The organism is Vreelandella sulfidaeris, from assembly GCF_042429665.1.
Lineage (GTDB): Bacteria > Pseudomonadota > Gammaproteobacteria > Pseudomonadales > Halomonadaceae > Vreelandella.
In genome coordinates this window covers 466939-487983 of sequence record NZ_JBHMAC010000010.1, presented here as the reverse complement: position 1 = coordinate 487983, position 21045 = coordinate 466939, and the positions used below count along the sequence as shown (strand labels likewise).

18 protein-coding genes are annotated in these 21045 nt (G+C 54.7%); 6 read left to right on the top strand and 12 right to left on the bottom strand.

Annotation, left to right across the window (positions count from 1 at the left end; translation table 11 throughout):
* Positions 1 to 3: 3 nt before the first annotated feature.
* From ACFFLD_RS07185 to ACFFLD_RS07175, 3 genes are all read right to left on the bottom strand, one after another.
* Positions 4 to 948, bottom strand: coding sequence for a Bug family tripartite tricarboxylate transporter substrate binding protein (locus tag ACFFLD_RS07185; RefSeq protein WP_386038623.1), 945 nt, complete (start codon positions 946 to 948; stop codon positions 4 to 6).
* 36 nt (positions 949 to 984) lie between these two features.
* Positions 985 to 2325: an enolase C-terminal domain-like protein gene (locus ACFFLD_RS07180; RefSeq protein WP_386038621.1), complete on the bottom strand. Its 1341-nt coding sequence runs from the start codon at positions 2323 to 2325 to the stop codon at positions 985 to 987.
* A 357-nt stretch (positions 2326 to 2682) separates the two neighbouring features.
* Positions 2683 to 3444 carry a metallophosphoesterase gene (locus ACFFLD_RS07175; protein WP_386038619.1) on the bottom strand — a complete coding sequence of 254 codons (762 nt, stop codon included), beginning with the start codon at positions 3442 to 3444 and terminating at the stop codon, positions 2683 to 2685.
* A gap of 249 nt (positions 3445 to 3693) precedes the next feature.
* On the opposite strand from ACFFLD_RS07175, the gene ACFFLD_RS07170 reads away from it, so the two are divergent.
* Positions 3694 to 3831 (top strand): hypothetical protein, encoded by a 138-nt coding sequence (locus ACFFLD_RS07170; protein WP_386038617.1) that lies wholly within the window; start codon positions 3694 to 3696, stop codon positions 3829 to 3831.
* A gap of 498 nt (positions 3832 to 4329) precedes the next feature.
* Here ACFFLD_RS07170 and speG read toward each other — a convergent pair whose 3' ends face one another.
* Together speG and ACFFLD_RS07160 are read right to left on the bottom strand one after the other, a co-directional pair.
* Positions 4330 to 4881 (bottom strand): spermidine N1-acetyltransferase, encoded by a 552-nt coding sequence (gene speG, locus ACFFLD_RS07165; RefSeq protein WP_386038615.1) that lies wholly within the window; start codon positions 4879 to 4881, stop codon positions 4330 to 4332.
* A gap of 107 nt (positions 4882 to 4988) precedes the next feature.
* A complete protein-coding gene (locus ACFFLD_RS07160; protein ID WP_386038613.1) occupies positions 4989 to 6209 on the bottom strand; it encodes an NAD(P)/FAD-dependent oxidoreductase in 1221 nt (406 codons plus the stop codon).
* A 116-nt stretch (positions 6210 to 6325) separates the two neighbouring features.
* Between ACFFLD_RS07160 and ltaE the strand changes: the two genes are divergently transcribed.
* On the top strand, positions 6326 to 7333 hold the full coding sequence (gene ltaE, locus ACFFLD_RS07155; RefSeq protein ID WP_386038611.1) for a low-specificity L-threonine aldolase: 1008 nt from the start codon (positions 6326 to 6328) through the stop codon (positions 7331 to 7333).
* Here ltaE and ACFFLD_RS07150 read toward each other — a convergent pair.
* A complete protein-coding gene (locus ACFFLD_RS07150) occupies positions 7320 to 7925 on the bottom strand; it encodes a LysE/ArgO family amino acid transporter (RefSeq protein ID WP_386038609.1) in 606 nt (201 codons plus the stop codon). The genes ltaE and ACFFLD_RS07150 overlap by 14 nt on opposite strands.
* 103 nt (positions 7926 to 8028) lie before the next feature.
* Positions 8029 to 10029 carry a Fe(3+)-hydroxamate ABC transporter permease FhuB gene (fhuB, locus tag ACFFLD_RS07145; RefSeq protein ID WP_386038607.1) on the bottom strand — a complete coding sequence of 667 codons (2001 nt, stop codon included), beginning with the start codon at positions 10027 to 10029 and terminating at the stop codon, positions 8029 to 8031.
* Positions 10030 to 10203: 174 nt separating this feature from the next.
* Here fhuB and ACFFLD_RS07140 point away from each other — a divergent pair, with 174 nt between their 5' ends.
* From ACFFLD_RS07140 to fhuF, 3 genes are all read left to right on the top strand, one after another.
* On the top strand, positions 10204 to 11148 hold the full coding sequence (locus ACFFLD_RS07140) for a siderophore-interacting protein (protein ID WP_386038605.1): 945 nt from the start codon (positions 10204 to 10206) through the stop codon (positions 11146 to 11148).
* A 196-nt stretch (positions 11149 to 11344) separates the two neighbouring features.
* A complete protein-coding gene (locus ACFFLD_RS07135) occupies positions 11345 to 12112 on the top strand; it encodes an ABC transporter ATP-binding protein (RefSeq protein ID WP_386038603.1) in 768 nt (255 codons plus the stop codon).
* A gap of 121 nt (positions 12113 to 12233) precedes the next feature.
* Positions 12234 to 13022, top strand: a complete 789-nt coding sequence (fhuF, locus tag ACFFLD_RS07130; RefSeq protein WP_386038601.1) for a siderophore-iron reductase FhuF — start codon at positions 12234 to 12236, stop codon at positions 13020 to 13022.
* Between the two features lie 5 nt (positions 13023 to 13027).
* On the opposite strand, the gene ACFFLD_RS07125 is transcribed toward fhuF, so the two are convergent.
* The 5 genes from ACFFLD_RS07125 to ACFFLD_RS07105 all read right to left on the bottom strand — a co-directional run bounded on the left by ACFFLD_RS07125 (position 13028) and on the right by ACFFLD_RS07105 (position 19878).
* Entirely contained in the window at positions 13028 to 14680 is a 1653-nt protein-coding gene (locus ACFFLD_RS07125; protein WP_386038599.1) for a multidrug ABC transporter permease/ATP-binding protein, read from the bottom strand.
* A 139-nt stretch (positions 14681 to 14819) separates the two neighbouring features.
* Positions 14820 to 15908: a DUF1513 domain-containing protein gene (locus tag ACFFLD_RS07120; RefSeq protein WP_386038597.1), complete on the bottom strand. Its 1089-nt coding sequence runs from the start codon at positions 15906 to 15908 to the stop codon at positions 14820 to 14822.
* Between the two features lie 3 nt (positions 15909 to 15911).
* Entirely contained in the window at positions 15912 to 16949 is a 1038-nt protein-coding gene (locus ACFFLD_RS07115) for an imelysin family protein (protein WP_386038595.1), read from the bottom strand.
* 101 nt (positions 16950 to 17050) lie between these two features.
* The gene (locus ACFFLD_RS07110) at positions 17051 to 18490 is read right to left on the bottom strand and encodes a di-heme oxidoreductase family protein (protein ID WP_386038593.1); all 1440 of its coding nucleotides are present in this window, start codon (positions 18488 to 18490) and stop codon (positions 17051 to 17053) included.
* A gap of 92 nt (positions 18491 to 18582) precedes the next feature.
* Entirely contained in the window at positions 18583 to 19878 is a 1296-nt protein-coding gene (locus ACFFLD_RS07105; protein ID WP_386038591.1) for an imelysin family protein, read from the bottom strand.
* A gap of 214 nt (positions 19879 to 20092) precedes the next feature.
* Here ACFFLD_RS07105 and ACFFLD_RS07100 point away from each other — a divergent pair, with 214 nt between their 5' ends.
* Positions 20093 to 20983, top strand: a complete 891-nt coding sequence (locus tag ACFFLD_RS07100) for a LysR family transcriptional regulator ArgP (RefSeq protein ID WP_386038589.1) — start codon at positions 20093 to 20095, stop codon at positions 20981 to 20983.
* Positions 20984 to 21045 lie beyond the last annotated feature (62 nt).

Here is a 21045-nt window from a genome sequence, read left to right as displayed (position 1 = left end):
ATTTTATTCCGCCGCTAAGTCGCCAGCGCTTTCTTTCATCACTTTTGCAGAGTCAGCGATAAATGCTTCTAGCTCATCCCCATACAGCGGAACAATATCCAAGCCCAGGTTTGAGGCAGTCTCTTCGAAAGATCCTTCTTCTACTATTTCTTTAATGGCGTTAACCCACGCTTCCTTAGCCTCTTCCGGCAGGCCATCAGGACCCGCGATGCCGCGCCATACGGTCAGAGACAGATCGTAGCCTTCCTCTTGGAAAGTAGGCACATCGGGCAGCGACTCGCTACGCTCTCCGTAGGACATACCCAGCGCTTTTAGACGACCTGACTCTAGCGCCGAGCGAAGTTCTGCCCCACCTAGCACCACGGCATCAATATGCCCTCCCATAGCAGCGGAGATAGTCTCAGAACCGCCGGGGTAGGGAATAAAGTTGAAATCGACTCCCGCGGTATCAGCAAAGGCCACCGCCGCGATATGAGCCGATGACCCTACCCCCGAAACCCCCACCTGCACCGAGGTGCCTTCTTTTGCAGCCTCGACCATGGCGTCCAGATCGGTGTATTCGCTGTCTTCACCGACGGCGATGACGTAAGGCTCTTCAAGTATCTTGGCGACAAAATCAAAATCTTCGTAGGTAAAATCAACATTACCCAACGCTTCCAAGGTCAGTAATGCATTACTGGCGGCAGCCAAGGTATAGCCATCTGCTTCTGATGCCTGAGCGCGCGTTAGCCCCACGGCTCCGCCACCGCCCGAGATATTGCGAATGACCAAATTGGTATCGAGTTTTTCTTCCAGAAGCGGCTGAAGGGCGCGGACGAAGGTGTCGTTACCACCACCGGCTGAGAAAGGCACGATCATATCGATGTTTTTCTCAGGGTATTCAGCAAATGCGCCAGCACTGGCCATCATTGCTGTTGCTACGGATAAGTTTAGCGCTAACTTTTTCATTGTAATGTCCTTCTTGGTCACGTTTAGGATCTTCACTCAGCGCACTAACGCTGGCCTTTTCGGATCAAACTTCCAGTCATCTATCAAATACTGCATTGCCATCGCATCATTCCGAGCACCAGCAGGCAGTGAACGATAGAGCTTATTAGCCTCCTCTATAGCCTTCATGTCGATCTCTACACCCAGCCCCGGCGCATCGGTGACGGCTACTTTGCCACCCACGATCTCCGGTGGATTTCGAGTCAAACGCGCATCACCCTCCTGCCAGATCCAGTGAGTATCGAGCGCGGTGGTGCGGCCCACGGCGGCGGCGCCCACCTGGGCGAACATAGCGAGAGAAATATCGAAGTGGTTGTTGGAGTGTGAGCCCCAGGTCATACCATGATCCTGGCAGAGCTGAGAGACACGTACGGCACCGGAGAGCGTCCAGAAATGCGGATCAGCCAAGGGAATATCGACCGAACGCAGCATTAATGCGTGGGCCATTTCTCGCCAGTTGGTGGCCACCATGTTGGTAGCGACGGGCAAGCCGGTAGCGTGGCGAAATTCAGCTAAAATCTCACGCCCCGAGAAGCCTTGTTCCGCACCACAAGGATCCTCGGCGTAGGCGATCACACCGTGAAGGTCCTTGCACAGCCGGATCGCCTCTTCGAGCGACCAGGCACCATTAGGATCAATGGTCGTGCGCGCCTCTGGAAATGCATTGTGCAGCGCCGTGACGGCCTCGATTTCTTGCTCGCCAGCCAGGGCCCCACCTTTTAACTTAAAGTCTTTAAAACCGTACCGGTCATGGGCCGCTTGCGCGAGTTCTACAACGTGTTGTGGCGTCATGGCTGCTTCGTCACGCAGACGGTACCAGTCATGATCCAGGCCCTCGGTACCCCGGCGAAAATCCAACGGCGTCGCGTGCCCATCACCGATAAAGAATAGATATCCCAGCACGTCAACGCTGTCACGCAGCTTACCGTTGCCGAGCAGCTCTGCCACCGGCACGCCTAGAAACTTACCCATCAGATCAAGTAACGCAGCCTCGAGGGCGGCAACCGCATTGATGCGTAGCTCGAATGTCCACGAGCCTTTACCAAAATCTTCAAAATCAGCACTCCGCCCCGCATTGTGTAACGAAGCAATCATGGAGCGCATTTTTCCGATCGACTGTCCAATCACCAGCTCTCGCGATTGCTCAAGAGAGGTTTGAATCGTCTCGCCACCGGGTGCTTCACCAACCCCCACGTTACCGTGGCTATCTTTAAGAATAACCAAGTTGCGCGTAAAAAACGGCGAGTGTGCCCCACCGATATTGAGCAACATACTATCGCGTCCTGCGACAGGAATGACCTGCATCTCGGTTATCGTGGGCGTATCGTGGCTCGACATAAATCATTCTCCATTAGGCTGTTATAGCGCGCAGATTCGCATCCAGCTCATGGCCACATAAATATAACCACGGTGGACAAAGCAGCCCTTATTGTTCACTTAAAGACTTTAAAAACGTGGAATATCAAACCACTGTAAAATAGGTGCGTCACTTGGAGCACAAACGCACGATTGCTGTTTCTGCTAGCGGAATCTATTACTTGGCTAACTATGTAATACATCATACAACCTTGAAGATAAGTACCTCCCCAGTATGGTGCAAGCAGAACTATCGGAATTTAAACCAAAGTAGCAGTACCCATAACGCAGCTCGTGCGTCACGTGCAGTGCATCAAAAATGATAACCACCTGATTCGTTTACACCTCAACCACGCAATCTGGTCGAAACAGTGCTGGCGTAAACTCATAAGGGTATCCACCGGGGTTAGCGATGATACGCGTACCATTGCGCAGAATATCCACCGGCTCGTGTACATGCCCATGCACCCAAACGCCCATCTTGCCCATCATATGAGGCAAATGTGAAGCAAACGCAGGAGAAAGCGCATCGCCTACATATTGTTCGGGGATACAGTCGCGCAGCGGAGCGTGGTGACTAACTACAACCTTGGGCCCGTCAAACGGTCGGTCCAGCTCACGCTCAAGCCATGCTAACGCTTCTGCATGCAACTGCTGGCTCGCCTGAGGTGTGAATGTAACCCCTGGCGAGGTCTGGACGATGGCAAAATCAGGCATGTAACGCAGCGCCTTGGATTCAGTCTCGGCGGCGTTTTGGGCCGGATCATCGGCGTAAAGCGCAAAGTCAGTCCATAGCGTCGTGCCATAAAAACGCACACCATCAAGTGTGACGGCCCGATTGTCCAGAAGCTCAATGTCGAGCCGCTCGGCTTCGAGCGCTAGCTCGTCACGCAGCAGTGGCATGCAGGTACCGTAGAACTCATGATTACCTGGCACATAGATAATCCGTGTATCTGGAAAACGGCGACGCGCCCAGGCCAATCCTTCGCTTTTGTGATGAATATCCCCGGCCAATATCACCACGTCAGCTCCTATCTCAGGCAGCTCGCGGTTCCCTTCAAAAAATTCCAAGTGCAGATCAGATAGAATACGCAGGCGCATAGGGTTCCTCGTGGCAACGTCTAATTCAGACTATCTTATATAAATGTTCTGCTATCGCTCTCTTTTATAAATCTTTTTTATAACGCTTTTTTGATTTTCTTTTCAAACCGAACGCTCCTGTCGCCTAGAGCGTGATTGCCGATAGCGCTGTGCATTGTGGGCCGTTCTACCTCCCCTCACTACAATTATGCTGCATCGCAACATAAAAGCGCTATACTGAAAGTGTTGTCCCACTAGGAGGGCCACGCAATGACCTATCACACCAGCTTACCGGCACGCGATCCGGCACGAGATCCAGCACGAGATAGCGACGTTCTGGAGTTCTGGCGCTTAACCGCCCAGTGGCATCGAGCCGCGACAGAAGCGCAGAAAGCCTATCTAGGCTAAGCCACCGATTGATACCCCTTAAGACCAAAAGATAATCACCGAAGCCGGAATGTTTTCCGGCTTTTTTATAGCTATGAAAACCTTTTCCATTCAGTAACCTGCTGTAGCCATCCGCTAGATGTAAGCAAAAACTTACAAAAAATGGCAAATAACCTACTTCTTTTGGGCTACACCTAGGCATCAAAAGCGCTTATGATCTCAGGCGACAGTTAAAAATGCTGCTTTGCACAACACTCGGTTGTCGTCATTAGAAGCAGTCAATAACACTATTATTCTCGTGTATCCCTGTCTTTTCGTATCCCGTTAAAAGGAGTGGTCGCTATGCAATGCTCAGTCACCCAAGGTAAGTCGTTGGAAGTTGATGTAATGGAAGTGTGGGCAACTCGCGCGCAACAGCAACGCGCAGCGTTTGACGCCATCAAGGCCTATCTGCGTTAAGCAAGTAAGTAGAGCGCCTATCCCGCCAACGCCTCGTCTTGACGAGGCGTTTTTGCCTTATTACAACCAATTTGTTTCGGGAGCTTCAATAGTATCAAGCTGCTCAAGGTAGGTGTTTTGCAATATATACATTCGTTTTACATCGCGGTACTTGCCGTTAATAAAGAATTCTTGAATCAAGTGGCCCTCTTCAATAAAGCCGCTCTCTTCATAAAGATGGATCGCCTTAACGTTTTCCACCGCCACGATAAGATAAACTTTGTGCAGGTTTAAAATGGTGAAGGAATAATGCAACGCCTGACGAATGAGCGACCGAGCAAATCCCTTACCCTGATGGTCAGGCGCAATGATGATTTGAAACTCGGCACTGCGGTGTATGTAATCGATCTCAATCAGCTCGACCAGGCCAATGGCCGTGCCCTGGTTGTCTTCAGCCACGAAGCGCCGTTCAGCGTTGTCGTGGATGTGCTTGTTATAAAGCTCTTCAAGCTCGTCAAACGATTCATAGGGTTCTTCAAACCAGTACGACATGATGCTCTGGTTATTATTTAACTCATGAACAAAGCGCAGGTCGTTGCGCTCCAGTGCACGTAAAAAAAGGGTATGACTCATCGTTCTTTACCTTTAAGAATATTCCTCAAGAATACTCGCTTTCAAGTAACTCGCCGCTGGTTTTCAAGCAGTAGTTTTAAAGACAGCAATAAAGACCAGACAATCGATCATGTCATTCTAGCCAGGCGCTGGAACGAAAACAGCTCGGCCAAGGGATGTTCCTTTCCTTCTATAAGCGCCCGCAGTAATTTCGCACCAATCATGCTATAGCTGATGCCGTTACCGCCATACGCCATGGCAAAATGTATGCGTGGGCCATGCGTCTCGTGAGGGCCGAAAAAGGGTAAACCATCGTCAGTCTCTGCAAACGTCCCGCCCCAGGAAAAGGTCGGATTAATATCGAGTGTCGGCCAAAGCTCCTCTACTTTACGCGTCAACCCTCTGGCTTTTTCCTCGACCCGCGCATCACGACGGGAAGGAATATCTTCATCGTCGTCATCTCCCCCCACCAATAACCGGCCATCGCAGGTAGTGCGCATATAAAGATAGGGGCGGGCCGACTCCCACACCATGGTATGGCGCAGTTTGCCCAAGGTGTCTGACGGCAGTGGATCAGTAATGAAGGCGTAGCTACTGCGATTGGAAGCAACCGGGTTAGGCAACCAGGCTTGTGACTCATACCCGGCGGCCATCACCACATACTGGCAACGCAACGTAGCGCCATTGGCTAGCGTCAACGTGACGCCCTGCTCGTCTGATGTCATCGCCTCCATTTTGGTGCGGTCATAGACTTCACCACCCCGCTCCACTACCTTGGCAAACAGCTGGTAAGCCATTCGATACGGATCAATACTGGCGGCTAAGTGAGTGAGAATGGCGCCTGGTGCTTTAAAACCGTACTGGGCACTAATAGCCTCATGATCAAGCCACTCGGCGTCAAAGCCATGCTTTTGCCGCAGGGCCAACTCTTCTTTGAGCTCTGCCACATGCTCATCGTTACTGGCGTAATAAAGACTTTGCTGGCGCTCAAAATCGACATAGCCCATCCCTGCGGCTAATGTTTCAAGTTCACCGATAGCATCTGCACATGCGCGATAAGCAAGCACTGCCTCCGCTTCTCCGTAGCGCTTGGTCAAATCGGTCATGTGGGTATCAATTTCGTACTGCAACAAGGCCGTGCTGGCGGCTGAACTCCCCCACCCCACATCACGCCGTTCAAGTACCACAACATGATGACCGTGGCGGCTCAGCTCATCGGCGATCAGCGCGCCGGTAATGCCACCGCCCACTACTACAACGTCACTCTGGTGATCATGGGAAAGCTGCGGAAAGGCTGTCAGCAGCCCGTTTCTTACCGCCCAGAAGGGGTAGCCACTTTTTAAATCCATTGGGTTGCCTATGCTAGGTTGACTTGCAGTATGCTGTTAACCATAGATGATTACTGGCAATTTGCTTGATTAAACCATCCTAAGTGACTGCCCTGACAGATAAAAAGGAGATCGTAATGATAGATTTGCGCAGCGATACGGTAACTCGCCCGACCCCTGCCATGCAGGACGCCATGATGGCAGCGCCGGTAGGCGACGATGTATGGGGTGATGACCCCACGGTCAATGCATTTCAAGCCAACCTGGCCGAACAGGCAGGTAAAGAGGCAGCCCTGCTTTTCCCCAGCGGTACGCAAAGTAATCTGGTCGCGCTAATGGCGCACTGCGAACGCGGTGATGAGTATATTGTGGGTCAGAACGCCCATACCTATCGCTATGAAGGAGGCGGTGCGGCTGTATTGGGCAGCATCCAGCCGCAGCCAGTTGAGAATGGCGCTGACGGCAGCCTGCCCTTAGAGAAAATAAAGGCCGCGATTAAAGCTGACGACTTTCACTTTGCGCGCACTAAACTGTTAGCCTTGGAAAACACCATTGGTGGCAAGGTGCTACCCGCTGAGTATGTGCTAAAGGCGACTGAGCTAGCGCGAGAACACGGACTTGCCACCCACTTGGATGGCGCTCGGCTATTTAATGCTGCTATTGCCACCGACACCTCGCTCAAACAGCTGTGCCTGCCGTTCGACAGTGTTTCGTTATGTTTTTCGAAAGGGTTGGGAGCGCCAATAGGCTCAGCGCTAGTGGGTTCACACGCATTGATTGAGCGGGCAAGGCGCTGGCGTAAAGTGGTCGGCGGCGGTATGCGCCAATCAGGCATTATTGCCGCCGCCTGCCAGCATGCGTTGGATCACCATGTTGCTGATCTAGCGGAAGATCATCGCCGAGCGGCACGCTTAGCACAAAGCTTGGAGCAACTCCCGGGCGTCGAGATCACCTCACAAGCAACCAATATGGTCTTTGTCCGCTTTCCCGACGCTCATGTGCAGCCACTTGCCGCCTGGCTAAAAGAGCAAGGTATTTTAGTTGAGCTGCTTTATGCGACGCGTTTTGTGGTTCATCGCGATATCAACGACGCGGACATTGATAAGGTAATCGCCGTAATGAAGACCTACTTCAGCCGCCATTAAGGGCAAGATGCACGGCGATACCTGCCATCATCAAACCGATAAGGCCATCAATAGTGCGCCACGCGACAGGCTTTGAAAGCCAGGGTGACAGCGCGGCGCCACCCCATGCCAGTAGGCTAAACCACATAATGGAAGCCGTGGAAGCCCCCGCTACAAACACGCCCGCGCTCTCCTGCTGGGCACCAATGGCAGGAATCAGCAACAGAGTATCGAGATACACCTGGGGGTTGAGGACGGTCACGGCAAGGGTTGCCAACAGCACACTGGCTAAACTACGCTTTTTGCCTGTTTTGGCGCTTAGCCCTTGCCGCCCGCTAAAGGCTCTATACAGCGCTTGCGCCGCTAGCCAGCTCAAAAACACAACGCCAACCCAGCGCATAACCTCCAGAGCACTGGGCATTGTCAGCAGAAATGCGCTAACGCCAAACATGCCCGCCGTGAGCAGAATAATATCTGCACTCATGCACAGCCCCGCCGACCACCAGTGGTATTCCCGGCGAATCGCCAGCCCCAAAATGTAGGCATTTTGTGCGCCAATCGCCATGATAATGCCACCACATACCACCAACCCCGTTAGATAGCTTTCCCACATGCTCTAGCCTTACGCGTTAACAAAACAGTGAGCTAAGATAACGGGGAGCGACAATGACTAAAAATCATCCTGCTAATGGGGTATTAGTTTTTTTAATGTTCGTCTATAGCCGCCGCAGCCCCCACATAAAATAGGCACCGCCAATCAAGGAAGCGACCAGGCCCGCGGGTATCTCATAAGGGAAAATAATCTGGCGCCCCACCCAGTCCGCCAGCACCATCAGCAACATACCGATCAGCGCGGCCCCTACCAGATGTTGCCTTGCCCGGGAGAAGCCCACCAACCGAGCCATATGCGGCGCCAGCAGGCCAATAAACGAAAGCGGCCCCACTACGAGAGTCGCGCAAGCAGTCAGCAGGGCCACTAGCAGCAAGAGCGCTAGACGAGCCCGGTTAAGTGTCACTCCCAATGCCTTTGCGGTTGGCGCCCCTAAGGGCAGGATATCCAGCCAGCGGGTAAACGGCAGCGTAACAAGCGCTAATGCAGCGGCAATTCCTCCTACCACCACCGCGTTGGTGATATCCACGTAATACGTAGAGCCCGCCAACCAGGCAATCACCTGCTGGCCGCGTGGGTCGCCACCCGCCAGCATCACGCTGCGCACCGCATCAAACAGCGCACTAATAGCGACCCCGGTAAGTAACAAACGCTCAGGGAGAAAGCCGCTTTTACGGTTGATACCAATCAATATCAGCAGCGTCGCGAACGCCCCTAGCGTGCCCACACCAATCAGCATCACGTTGGTGGGGGCGGGCAGCAGGAAAATTCCTAAAATCAACGCAATCGCACAGCCACCGCTGATACCCAGTACTTCGGGGCTAGCCATGGGATTGGCGGAAAGGCGCTGGAGTATTGTCCCGGCAATTGCCAGCATCAACCCACTGGCGGCGGCCGCCATCACCCTGGGCATGCGCCACTGCATCACGTTCCAGTTATCCGGCGACAGCAGGTACCATCCATCAACACCTTGACCAACAAGCAGTCCCAGCAGAATGGCGACCAGTAACCCAAGGAGTAAACCAGTGGCCAAACGAGACGGCGCGGGGTGCCGATGGGCGAAAACACCCGCCCCTTTCGGCGGCCGGTCGCCCTGTAATTTCAAACGTGGAATTAGCCACATCAATAGCGGCGCCCCCAGCGCACCGGTAATCGCTCCGGTAGGAATAAACGCCGCCGCCATACCCGAAAACTGCTGCAACAATAAATCCGTGGTTGCCAGCAGTACGGCCCCCAGCAGCGTTGACCAGAGTAGCCGTGGCCCTAACCGCCGGGCACCGGCCATACGCACAATATTGGGGGCTGCCAAACCGATAAAACCAATAATACCCACCACGCTGACAATGCTGCCGGTAATAAACACCGCCAAGCCCATGCCTGCAAAACGTAGATAAGTGAGCGACACCCCCAAACTTTTGGCGCTAGCATCATCCAATTCCAGCACCGCTAAGGGGCGTAATAAAAACCAAGCGGCCACACAGCTAATCGCCAGCCGAGGCCAGAGCACCGCAACACCGTCCCAGCCGTTTTGCGCCAGCGAACCGGCTCCCCAAATCAGCAGCCCCGAGAGGGCTTCATGGTTAAACAGCAGTAGTGCGGTGGAAAGTGCGCCTAAGTACAGATTAACCACCAGGCCCGCCAGTACCACGACAATGGGCGCCAATCCGCGCCGCCAGGAGAGCAGAAAAACCAGCCCCACCGCCAGCGCGCCGCCCAATAAGGCGACCCATTCACGCCCAGCAACCAGCAAGCCTGGTGCCAACAAGGTGGCAGTCATCAGTGCCAGATTAGCGCCCGATGCCACCCCGAGTGTGGTGGGCGAGGCCAGCGGGTTGCGCAGCACCTGCTGCATCAGCACGCCCGCCAAACCCAGGCCGCCTCCGGCGAGCAAGGCGATAGAGAGACGAGGCCACCAAGCGTAATAAAGCAGCAGCTCATCAACGTTCTCAAAAGAGGGCGCCACAAGGGCCTGAAGACCCAGCCCAAAACCGCCTTGGCCCTGCAACCCCACCCAAAACAGCACCACCATCGGCAGGCTAAGCAACAGGCAGGCTTTCGCTGGGGACATCCCCCCCATTCGCTGGGCAAATCGAGCAGCACCTAACATAGCGAGCAATCCCCTTTACTAAACGAGGAACTTGCCGCAGAGGCGGCGATAGGCAGCAGCATCATTTTTAGCCTTAATCGTGTCTGGAAGTTAGTCATTGAATAATAAGTATCGATTCTAAATGATAACTATTAGCACTACAATTGACTCCTTATATATAAAGGAGACACCACTATGGCAGCCAAACCGAACTACCAGCTCTTTGATATCACCCTCGCCCGACGCACCCAAGTCAGCGCTTCATTGGTTCGGTTTACGTTCAGCGGCCCTGCCGTTAGCCAGATGACGACCTACGCACCGGATCAGCGCGTCAAGTTATTCTTTCCTGAAGGCGGTGGTAGTCTCGACCCACTGTTTGAGATCGCCAAGCTGGAAGAATATGACTGGTACGGCGCCTACCGCGCACTGCCTGATGCCCAGCGTCCCTCGGCACGCACTTATACTATTCGAGCCCTGCGCCCTGAGCAGGCTGAAGTGGACGTAGAATTCGTGCTTCATGGTGACAATGGACCCGCCTCGCGCTGGGCAATGCAGGCCCGCCCCGGCGACCGTTTGGCCATGACGGCTCCTATCGCCAATGCAGATGGCCCAAAGCTGGGTTACGAGTGGAAGCCTCCCCAAGGCGTGCGCCGTATTTTGATCATAGCCGATGAAACCGCCCTCCCCGCCGCCGCCGGCATTCTGGAAACCCTCGATGACCTGCCGCTCAAACCCAAGGTCGAAGCGCTGTTCGAAGTGCCTCGCCACGATGATGTTCAGCCGCTACCCCAGGCCGCCAAACTGCGCTGGCTGGCGCGTGATGCAGAACCTGGCAGTCACCATGGTGAACTGCTAATGCGGGCGCTGCGTGATATCGATTTATATAACGAAATTCAAGCGCTAGGCGGCACACCTGCTAACACAACGACCAGCGCCACTCCCAACGACAAAAGCGACGATGAGGAAGGCCCGCTCTGGGAATCTGCCACTTTAGATGACAGTGCGCCCTTCTACGCCTGGATCGCCGCTGAAACCAAGGTCGCCATGCAACTGCGCCGCTATTTGGTTAACGAGTGCGGGCTCCCCAAACAGTACGTCACCAGCATGGGTTACTGGCGCTTGGGCAAGGCCAATGGTTAATAAACCAATGGAGGACTGCCTGTACATAGTGAGAGCTGAAGAATAAATAAAACATCCAAACCCAGCTTTACAGAAAAAGCTGCTCTACAAGACACAAGCTTTCAGCGAAAAATCTTTTATAGATTTCTGTTAAAAATGAGAACCATTAGCACTACAATAGAAGCATTAATGCTTATCCTTCCGCCAGGAGTCATTCATGTTTGAGGTCAAAGGCGCCACCTTTGAAATCAATGGTAAACCGATTTTAAATCCCATTGATCAAAGCTTTCATGAGGGCAAGGTTTACGGTCTGATTGGCCATAATGGCTCGGGCAAGTCGACACTGATCAAGTTGATGGCCCAACAGCAGCCGGTAAGCCAGGGTGCGATTCACTTCGATCAGCGCCCGTTGAGTGAATGGGGAAACCGCGAGTTTGCCCGTCAGGTGGCTTATCTGCCCCAGCATTTACCCAGCGCAGAGAGTCTTACCGGACGTGAGTTAGTCGCCTTTGGCCGCTACCCATGGCATGGGTTATTGGGTCGTCATACGCAAAAAGATAAAGACGCTGTGGAGCGCGCTATTGCCCTCACCCATACCGAAGCCTTTGCCGACCGCCTGGTCGATACGCTCTCCGGGGGTGAACGTCAACGAGTGTGGTTGGCGATGCTCATTGCTCAGGGCAGCCGCTTCCTTCTTCTCGATGAGCCACTGGCGGCACTGGATATCGCTCACCAAATGGAAGTGCTGGCGCTGATCCGTAAGCTTTGCGATGAGTTGAATCTGTGCGTGATCATCGTGCTGCACGACATTAACATGGCGTCACGCTACTGCGACGAGCTAATGGCGCTGCACAGCGGCCGCTTATTGGCCCATGGCAGCCCCGGTGATTTGATGTGCTGCAGTACCCTAGAGGCGATTTATGGCCTGCCGATGCAGGTGATGAAGCATCCCAATGGCGAGCACAATATCGCCGTAGCGCAATGACGTTAACGCTTACGCCATTATTTAAAACGTATTCATTCTCAACAAACTCCTTTAATTGATAGTCATTACCGTTTAATCTAAGGCACTGTTTATTTACCAGCCCCAGTGTTGGAGTTCGGTTATGCCCCTTGCCCTTCGTCAGCCGCCACTGTTCAAGCCTTCGCTGGCCGCCTGTTATACCGGGCCGCTGGCGAACTTTACGCCGCCTCTAATAGGCGGCATCGCACCGCTGGAAGCGTTCAAAACAGCCCGCTGGCGGGATGCCGATTGGCTCAAACAGGATCTAGCCCGCTTTTCGTCTCAATATCCAAACGGTGATACGCGGGCAGTGGTATCGCTATGGTCAAAGTGGCATTTCAGTGTAGTGACGATTCCCACCCTGACGGCTAACCTGCTACTGGATAAAGACTTGCCGATAGGGCTCGACGATACGCAGGTCATTTTCAATGAAAAGGGAGCGACTGAAAGGCTGTGGTTGCCCAATGAAGGTGTCGTCCTCACCACTGACGACCCTTTTGAGCGTTTTTCCACCTTGATTGACCAGCACTGGGCACCGCTGATCGAGCAGCTAGGGGTTATCTCAAAGGCGGCACAGCGAGTATTCTGGAGCAACGCCGGTGGCTACTTTGACTACTACGTCAATGCACTGGGCGAGCACCCTCTGGCCAATCAACAGGCTGTCGATTCCGCCAAAGCACTGCTGGAAGCACGTAGCTTGCCTAACGGCAAACGCAACCCGCTCTTTCAGCCGGTACGGTACTTCACGCCCACCGGCAATGAGGACGTGAAGCGGGTACGCAAGCTCTGCTGTCTGCGCTATTTACTGGATGAATTTGATACTTGTGGTACCTGTCCGCTAGATGGCTGCGACCTACAAGCACGCAAGCGCGCCAAACAGGTCGCCAATTAAGCCCTTTACGAATTGATTTGCGCGACTGCATCCTGGCTGGCCAGCACGCGCTGCTCGCCTTTCAGCTCGGCTAACTGACCCTTCGACATTTCCAGCAATCGATCAGCGTGGACGAAGTAGCTGTCGTCATGGCTGATAGCAAATACGGTTTTGCCCATCGCTTTTAAGTGCGGTAACAGCTCGCGGTAGAATAGCCGCCGGAACTGCGGATCTTGATCCGCCGCCCACTCGTCAAGGAGCAGGATATCGCGCTTTTCGGCAATCGCTAGCAAAAGTGCCAGACGCTTGCGCTGCCCTTGAGAAAGCTGGGTATTGATGACACGGTCACCCTCCCACTGCAATTTTTGCTGCATTTGCAGTCGCTCAAGCCAGGTATCAACGACCTGCGGGTCAGCAGGCAGCCCTTCAGGCCCCATGGTTTGATCGAATTGATGGAAGTCGGTAAACACGCTGGCAAAGCGGGCGCGAAAAGCATCCCACTGATCAGCGTTGATCACTTCACCATCGACTTTAATGACACCGCTTTGCGGGCGGTATAGCCCAGAAAGCAGGCGTGCCAGGGTCGACTTGCCGCTACCGTTGCCGCCGATTAGAAACACCTGCTCACCACGCTCAAGGGACATACTGAGCGGCCCCACCTGGAAGCCCTCGCCCTGAGCAGTCGCTGGGTAATGATAGGTGACCGCTTCTAGTTCAAGGCGCTGCCAATCGGCCAGCGTATCGTCGACCGCAAAACTTGGCTGGTAGTCGGCTAATTCCAAACTGCTCAATTTATCAAAAGCTACTTGGGCACTAATCAAGGTTGGCCAAGCGCCTACTGCTTGAATCAGGGGCGTGCGCAGAAATAAAAGCGTCAGCGCAAAGGTGGAAGCCACCGTAGTATTGGCCCAGCCCAACCCATTAGAAAGAAAAAACACCACACCGATAGCGCCCAACATCATGATATTGGACCAGTTATTAGCACTCAGGTGATAGGTATCGGCACGGATGATATGGTAACGGTAGTCCCGAGCATTGATGGTGTAACGTTCGTCAAAAAAGCGTCGGGCGCGGTCGCGGTTGAGCGCCAATTCCTTGCGACCTTCGATCGCCGATTGGTAATCCTTATAAAGGCGGTCTTCGCTCTCCCGCACTAGGTGAAAGTGACGATACACCTTGGAGACCAGCCACCAACCCACCCCCATCGTGAAGGCGATCCATAACACCGTGATGACCACCAACTGGGGCGAGAGCCACGCCAAATAGGCGACCGACGCAAGCGTCAGCACAACCCCTTGAACCAGTTCCGGCAGGCGCACAAAACCAATGGTGATGTTGCGCACATCGCTAGACAAGCTAGCCAGCAAGGTGGAATTACCCAACTGCTCCAAGCGCTCTATATCCGTATCGAGGATGCGTTTCACCAAGCGTGAGCGTAGATCGAACACAAAGTAATGGCCCAGCAACGTAAGTGCCAACTGCGTCCCCAGCGTTACCGCCAGCAAAACTGCTAACAGGCCTATAAACTGCGGCAATGCCGCCAAACTGCCGACCTCGATTAAGCGCTGGTTGATGAAGGCAATCACCCCAACTCCTAAGCCAGCACTCAATAGGCTCAGCGCTATGGCGCCCAAAAAAGGCCAGCGATAGTGACGAAATACTAAGTGAAGCAGTTCCATGGGGCTCCTTGCCTTCCTGAAAAGAGCGCTGAAGTTTAACAGCAGCGCCGCTCACCAAGAAGATGTCATTCTCGTCGGCAGCTTATGCGCCAACCTGGTCACTAGCGAGGAATACTCTCCCACGCAGCCTTTCTGAAGCTCATGTCAAATGGTTATCCCAGCGAAGTTCCAGGTTGGTAAGAAGCTCGGGGGTTGCCGTGCCAGGCGTTACTCGGTAGAGCCCGCCCTGCCCGGAGGAGACCCAAAAGCCGCCATTACCATCACACCGGGCACCGGCCGCATCAGGCAGTGTAAAACTGGCCACTAACCGACCCTGCAAGGCATCCAGCAAGAGCACCCGATTGGCGCGTGGCGCCGTCACCAACACGCTGTTAGCCTCACGGCTAAAGGCTACGCTGGCGGTGTAATGCTTCAACGTAACGGTCACTTCCTCGGGCAACGCCAACTCAGAAAAGCGCCCCTGAGCATCAAGCCGGCAGATTAGCGGATGGGTCTCCCACTCGGGCCCCTCAAACTGATAACCCGCAATGACCGTGCCGTCCGCCGCCACATCCAGATGGCGGCAACTGAGCTGATGGTGCGAAGGTTCATGGCGGGCCAATATCTCGCCGCTGTGACGATCCATCAGCATCAGCGCCGGCGCCATCGAATCCAAGTTAAGCTTTACCCGACCATAATCAGGGTGGGTCTGAATGCCCCCCAAGCCAATCACCAGCGTATCGCCATCCGGCATCAGTTTGAGTTCATGGGGCCCAATACCGCCTAACGGCATGTCGTGCATATGAACATAGCCGTTATCAGCGTCATATACCCGCACCAGCCCAGCGCTGTCTTCCAGGCGATTGGCGGTCACATATAAATAGCGGCCTGCAGTGTCAAACACCCCGTGCCCATAAAAATGATAGCCCTCCCCGGCGGCAATACTATGAAAGAGCTGGCGACTGTCGCCATCGAGCACATGCATCCGCGTACCGGGACGGCGAGCAAATAGTACCGCCTGCTGCGAAGCAGGTCGTAAACAGCCACCATGACAGCGCTCAGGCACCTCGATCATAAAGCGGGCCAGACCATCCAACGCCACCCCGGCAATGTAGTGTCCGCCACTTGGATCATCCACTGCACTGTATAGCCAAGCGGCCTCTTCACGGGCGGGAAGCGCCCAACTTAGCGGCGTCATCGCCAGAGCCATACTTCCCAGCCCCGCTTTGAGTAGTTGCCGTCGCTGCATGATCTAATCCCCGTCGCTGGCGTTAAAGCCACGCACCAGGCCGAGTTCAGCAGCGATCTCATTACCCAACAGGTGGCGCAATTGACTGATATTCAGATAAAGCGACTGCAACCCTCGAAACGCCTCTTCATCGTCCAGCGACGCCACCAGATCCGATGGCAGCTCAGTGGCTTGAAGCAACGTTTTATCGAGCTGATCGCGAAATTCGTCAGCAAGTGCCACCGCATCGGCCTGACGTAGCAGTGCGGTGAGGCCGGGCAAAAACCCGCTGCGCAAGCCTTCCAGGCTGCTTTCTACCAAACGCACCGAATGCCCGCTACGCCATGCTTCGGCTAAATAACCATTGGCAGGCGCACCTTTCAGCCCCATAGGCTCCCCGAGGCGCTTATCTTCGAGGAGTTCGAGGGCCTGAATGGCGCTCGCCAGCGTGGTCGCCGTGTAGTCAGGCGTCTCAAGATAGTGCTCGCCAAAGGCTTGCCAGTCACGATGCAGCGCACTCGTTGTGTCTGCCAAATAGGTCGTGATGGCCTGCAACAAGGCGCAGGTTTGGGGATCGCTGAGTTCTTTTCCCTCCATGCCAGCGTCATAAAGCAAATATTCAAGCGCCGGAAAACCCTGAATCGCCACACTATCGCCAGCAATATCTTCAGCATCCGGCACCTCAGCGGCGTCTAGCCATGCGCCCACTTTACGGCCCACCAGGTTTTTTCGATCAGGCCAGAACTGCAGCTGCCAGCCACGACTATTCTGCTCAATTGGCCCAAACTGGATAAAGCGCACCGCCTGCCAGGCTTGATAGGCACTTAGCCAGTTGTCTTCCAGGCGCTGCCTGAGGTCAGGGTTCTCCCCCTGACAAACGCGTGCGGCGCTGACTTCCAGCCGCTCAGCCGCAGCGCTCAATTCGGCATACTGTTGCTCCACCGCGCCATACCAGCTTTCGCGCGGAGAGTTGGCATCTGTACTCGCATAGAGTGTCGAAGCGAGAGGCGCGGCCAGTAGCGCAACAGTCACCACCCCTAGACGGCGAAGATAGGTGATCACATAGACTCCTTATTGGAATTCCTGATGCTCGGAATTCAAGTCAGCTTCAGGCGTTCAAGACAGTTTCAGGCGCTCAATACAGGTTCAGGGACTAAAGACAGCTACAGGGATTCAAGAAAGCGCAACAGCTCAGCTCGCTGGTCAGCGGGCAGGTCTCGATAGTGCTGAGTAGCCGCTTCAGCCTCACCGCCGTGCCAGAGAATCGCCTCCTCTAGCGTACGAGCGCGGCCATCGTGAAGAAACCCTGCGCGTGGGTTTACCGTTTGCGCCAGCCCAATCCCCCATAAAGGCGGGGTTCGCCATTCGCGACCATCGGCTTTGAATTCGCTACGATGATCCGCCAAGGCGTCGCCCAGATCATGCAGCAATAAATCACTGTAGGGCCATATTTCCTGACCTGCTAACGCCGCACGCGGGGTATCAGCGGCTGTCCGATGGCGCGGCGTATGACATCCGGCACAGCCCAGTGAGTTAAACCTTTCAGCCCCCTGCTTGACTGCAGGATCATCCATATGGCGGCGCATCGGTACTGCCAGGCTAGAGGCGTAGAAGGTAACGAAATCAGCTAAATCGTCGCTCACCTCCGGTGTGCCGCCCGCAGGGAAGCTCTCGCAGCCCTGGCTCTCCATGCAGTCAGTGCGGGGCACCAAGCTAGAGGTAAGGCCCATGTCCCCAGCAAACGCGTGCAGCCCCTGCTGCTCAATGCTGGGCTCACCGGCTTTCCAACCGAAACGCCCCATGACCGTGGACCCACTGCGTGCGTCCCAGACATGATTGATACGTCCGGAAATTCCGTCGCCATCGGCATCGTCAGGGTCGGCGGCAGCGATTAAATCGGCCTCTGGAATCGCTGCCAGCAGGCCCAGGCCAATCATCGGCGGGGCCAGTCGCGGCGAGGTCTGCAGATCCGCGGGCAGTTCGCCGTAAGCAGGCTCGGCAATCGAGTAAAGCGGCTCCTGCAGGGTAACGTTAGCGCCATCGGCGAAACTCACCTCGCGTGGGCGATACTCGATGATCAGCTTGCCCTCTGGCTGGGCACCAGGGATGGCCGCGGTTTGAAGCTGCAGACCATAGTTTGGTACCGGAAGCGCGCCCCGCTGCTCCAACGTGGCTGAATCCGCTTGGCTAGCGGGGAGCGAGAGGCGCAAAAAAAGCGCGATGGGCACTTCATCCCCGCTGGGAGGATGCCCACGCCCGTCTTTAAGGTGACACCCCTGGCAACTGTTGGTATTGAAGAGCGGTCCCAAGCCGTCTCGTGCCTCAGTGCTGGCAGGGGCAGCGACCCAGGGATTACGGAAAAAACTGTTACCAACGCTAAAATCAAGCCGCTTGGTCATGGACATATTACCCAGCGGCAACGAATAAGCGTTATGGTCAAACTGCTCCACTGACCCCGCCCCGCCACTCATTAGTGTGGTTTGAAGAGGGATCGACTCACTCGCGCTAATAGAGGAGACCGGAAGCAACGCTATCAGCAAGGCTTGGTAAAACCGCTGAAAAAACAACCGGCCCAGAGCAAAACAACGGTGGGAGGGGGGCATGATCATCCCTTGGAACACGTGACGTTGGTTACGAAACACTAATGCCACCGACAGCAAGACTATCGGTGGCTAGACGAGGTCACTCGGTTGGTCTAGAAGCGGTGACCGGCGTCATCGGGCTGAAGCGAGGTAACCCCCAGCTCGCCAGCGGCTGCTTCAATCGACCCCGTTTGCGCTACCAAGGCGAGGATCGCTTCGTTGATCAGCTCGCTACCCTGCTCGTTGCCGGGGGCGATCATCATGTCGAACGCCATGGGCGAATGCTCATCCTCAGCCGCTTGCTTGATGGCGTTAAGCCGCGCCATGCTGGCGCCAAGCTGCTGCTCCAGGGTATCGGCAAGTTCACCATTCTGTGCAGCCAACAGCGCCTCAAGCGAAGGGCCTTCTACCACACTGCCATCAAGGCGATGGTAAGTGCCGGTATAGACATTCTGAATACCCTGGCCGTTGTAGTAGTGCGAGTTATGAGTATTGTCACTGAAGCAATCATGCTCATCTTCATAAGAGTTCGCCTCAAGGGCGACCTTTAAGCGCTCTCCCGCCAGCTCACCCAACGATAGCGAGCCCATTCCGAACAGCATCCGGCGTAGACCTTCCTGATGGCTCTCGGCCAGCAGCGATTGGCGATAGTTGTCTTCAACGTCCGGTGCCCATTGGGCTACCATCCATTCAAGGTCAGCAACGAGCAAATCGGACACTGCATCCAAATAGTCGCGACGGCGATCACAGTGGTCATGAGTGCACGCATCTCCCGTTAGGAAATCGCTTACCGGCCGCTCCCCACTGCCTGCCTCAAAGCCATTGAGATCCTGTCCCCAAAGAAGAAACTCAATGGCATGATAGCCGCTGGCAACATTGGCTTCTGAGCCGCCCACTTCGTTAAGATCAGCCAGCAGTTGCGGAGTGATCGCGCTGACGTCCAATGTTTCGCCCCCTACCTTGATCTGCTCGCTTGCGATGATATTAGCGGTGGCGCCTTCGTTACCCAACTCATACTGGTAGTCATCACCTTTGACGTAATCAATCATGCCTTCGTCAAGCGGCCAAGCGTTTAACTGCCCTTCCCAATCATCGACCACCGCATTGCCGAAACGAAATACTTCGCTCTGCTGATAAGGAACTCGCGCTTGCAGCCAGGCTTGCTTGGCTGCATCCAGCGTTTCGGCAGTGGGATTGTCGAGCAATTCGTCGATGCGCTTATTTAATGCTTGTGCGGCGTTGAGTGCATCGGCGTAATTGGCATGAGCAAGATCGGCATAGTGATTAACCACGGCGTCTGCGCTGACCGTATCGTTGGCAGCGGTGTCGGCTGCCACTGAGGCAAAAGGCACCAGCGCGCTAAGCGCAACGATGCCGGCAAGAGGGCGACGGAGCATGATGGCGGGCATTACAGTATCCTTAAGCGAAGAAATGACACAGGAGTAAAAACTCCTAAGCAAGATGTGGCGGCACGCTCACACCTGGAATGTATTCCATTATCTTATGAGATTCAATCCTATTTAAAGCAAATAAAGACGCCTATTGGTATAGTGAGCACATTTTAATTAACGTCTCTACGTCGCTTTAGCAACCATCACCACACGACTACCATGGAACACCGCCATGCTTGACTACAAACTTCTTCATGCCTTGGCGACCGTAGTGGAATGCGAGGGCTTTGACCGCGCAGGCGATGTACTTGGGCTGTCGCAGTCGGCGGTATCCCAGCGCATCAAGGCGCTTGAAATACGTCTTGGCCAGCCGGTACTGGTGCGTCATCCCAAGCTAACTCCCACCGCCGCAGGCCAGCGGTTGTTAACGCACTATCAGCAAGTTCAGTTATTAGAGCGTGACCTGCGAGGATCTCTGCCCACCCTGGATGATCCCTCGCCCCGCCTGCGGATCGCGATCAATGCCGATAGTCTCGTCACGTGGTGGGCGGATGCCGTCGCGGCCATTTGTCAGCAAGAAGGGGTATTACTGGACCTGGTCATTGAGGACCAGGATGTCGGGCTCAAACGTTTACGCGAGGGCGATGTGGCGGCTTGCTTATGCGCGACGCCGCAGCCTATTGCCGGGGCGCGCTGCGTTGCGCTGGGGGAAATGCGTTATCACCCGATTGCTACGCCCGGCTATATTCAGCGCTATTTTCCTGAAGGCCCTACGACAGAGAGCTTTCAGCGCGCACCGGCCATCGTCTTCGGTCCTCATGACCAGTTGCAGCAACGCTTTCTTGCTCAGTTCGGTTTTCAAGGGCCTTTTCCTTACCACCTATGTCCCTCGTCAGAAGGATTTGTGCGCTTAGCGTTAGCGGGCATCGGCTACGGCATGGTGCCGCAACGTCAAGTCAGCGACCTAATGGTCAATGGCCATTTAGCCAGTGTCGCTCCAGGGTATGTGTTGTCAGTGCCTTTGTACTGGCACTTCTGGCGCCATAGCGGCCAACTCATTCAGAGGCTTACCCATTTATTAATGACATCATTTATTAAGGATGAGGAGTTTCAGCATAGGTGACTTTAAAAGCCGACTACACTGACAGTGACTATCGTGAACAAACGAGCAAGCGATGCTCATGC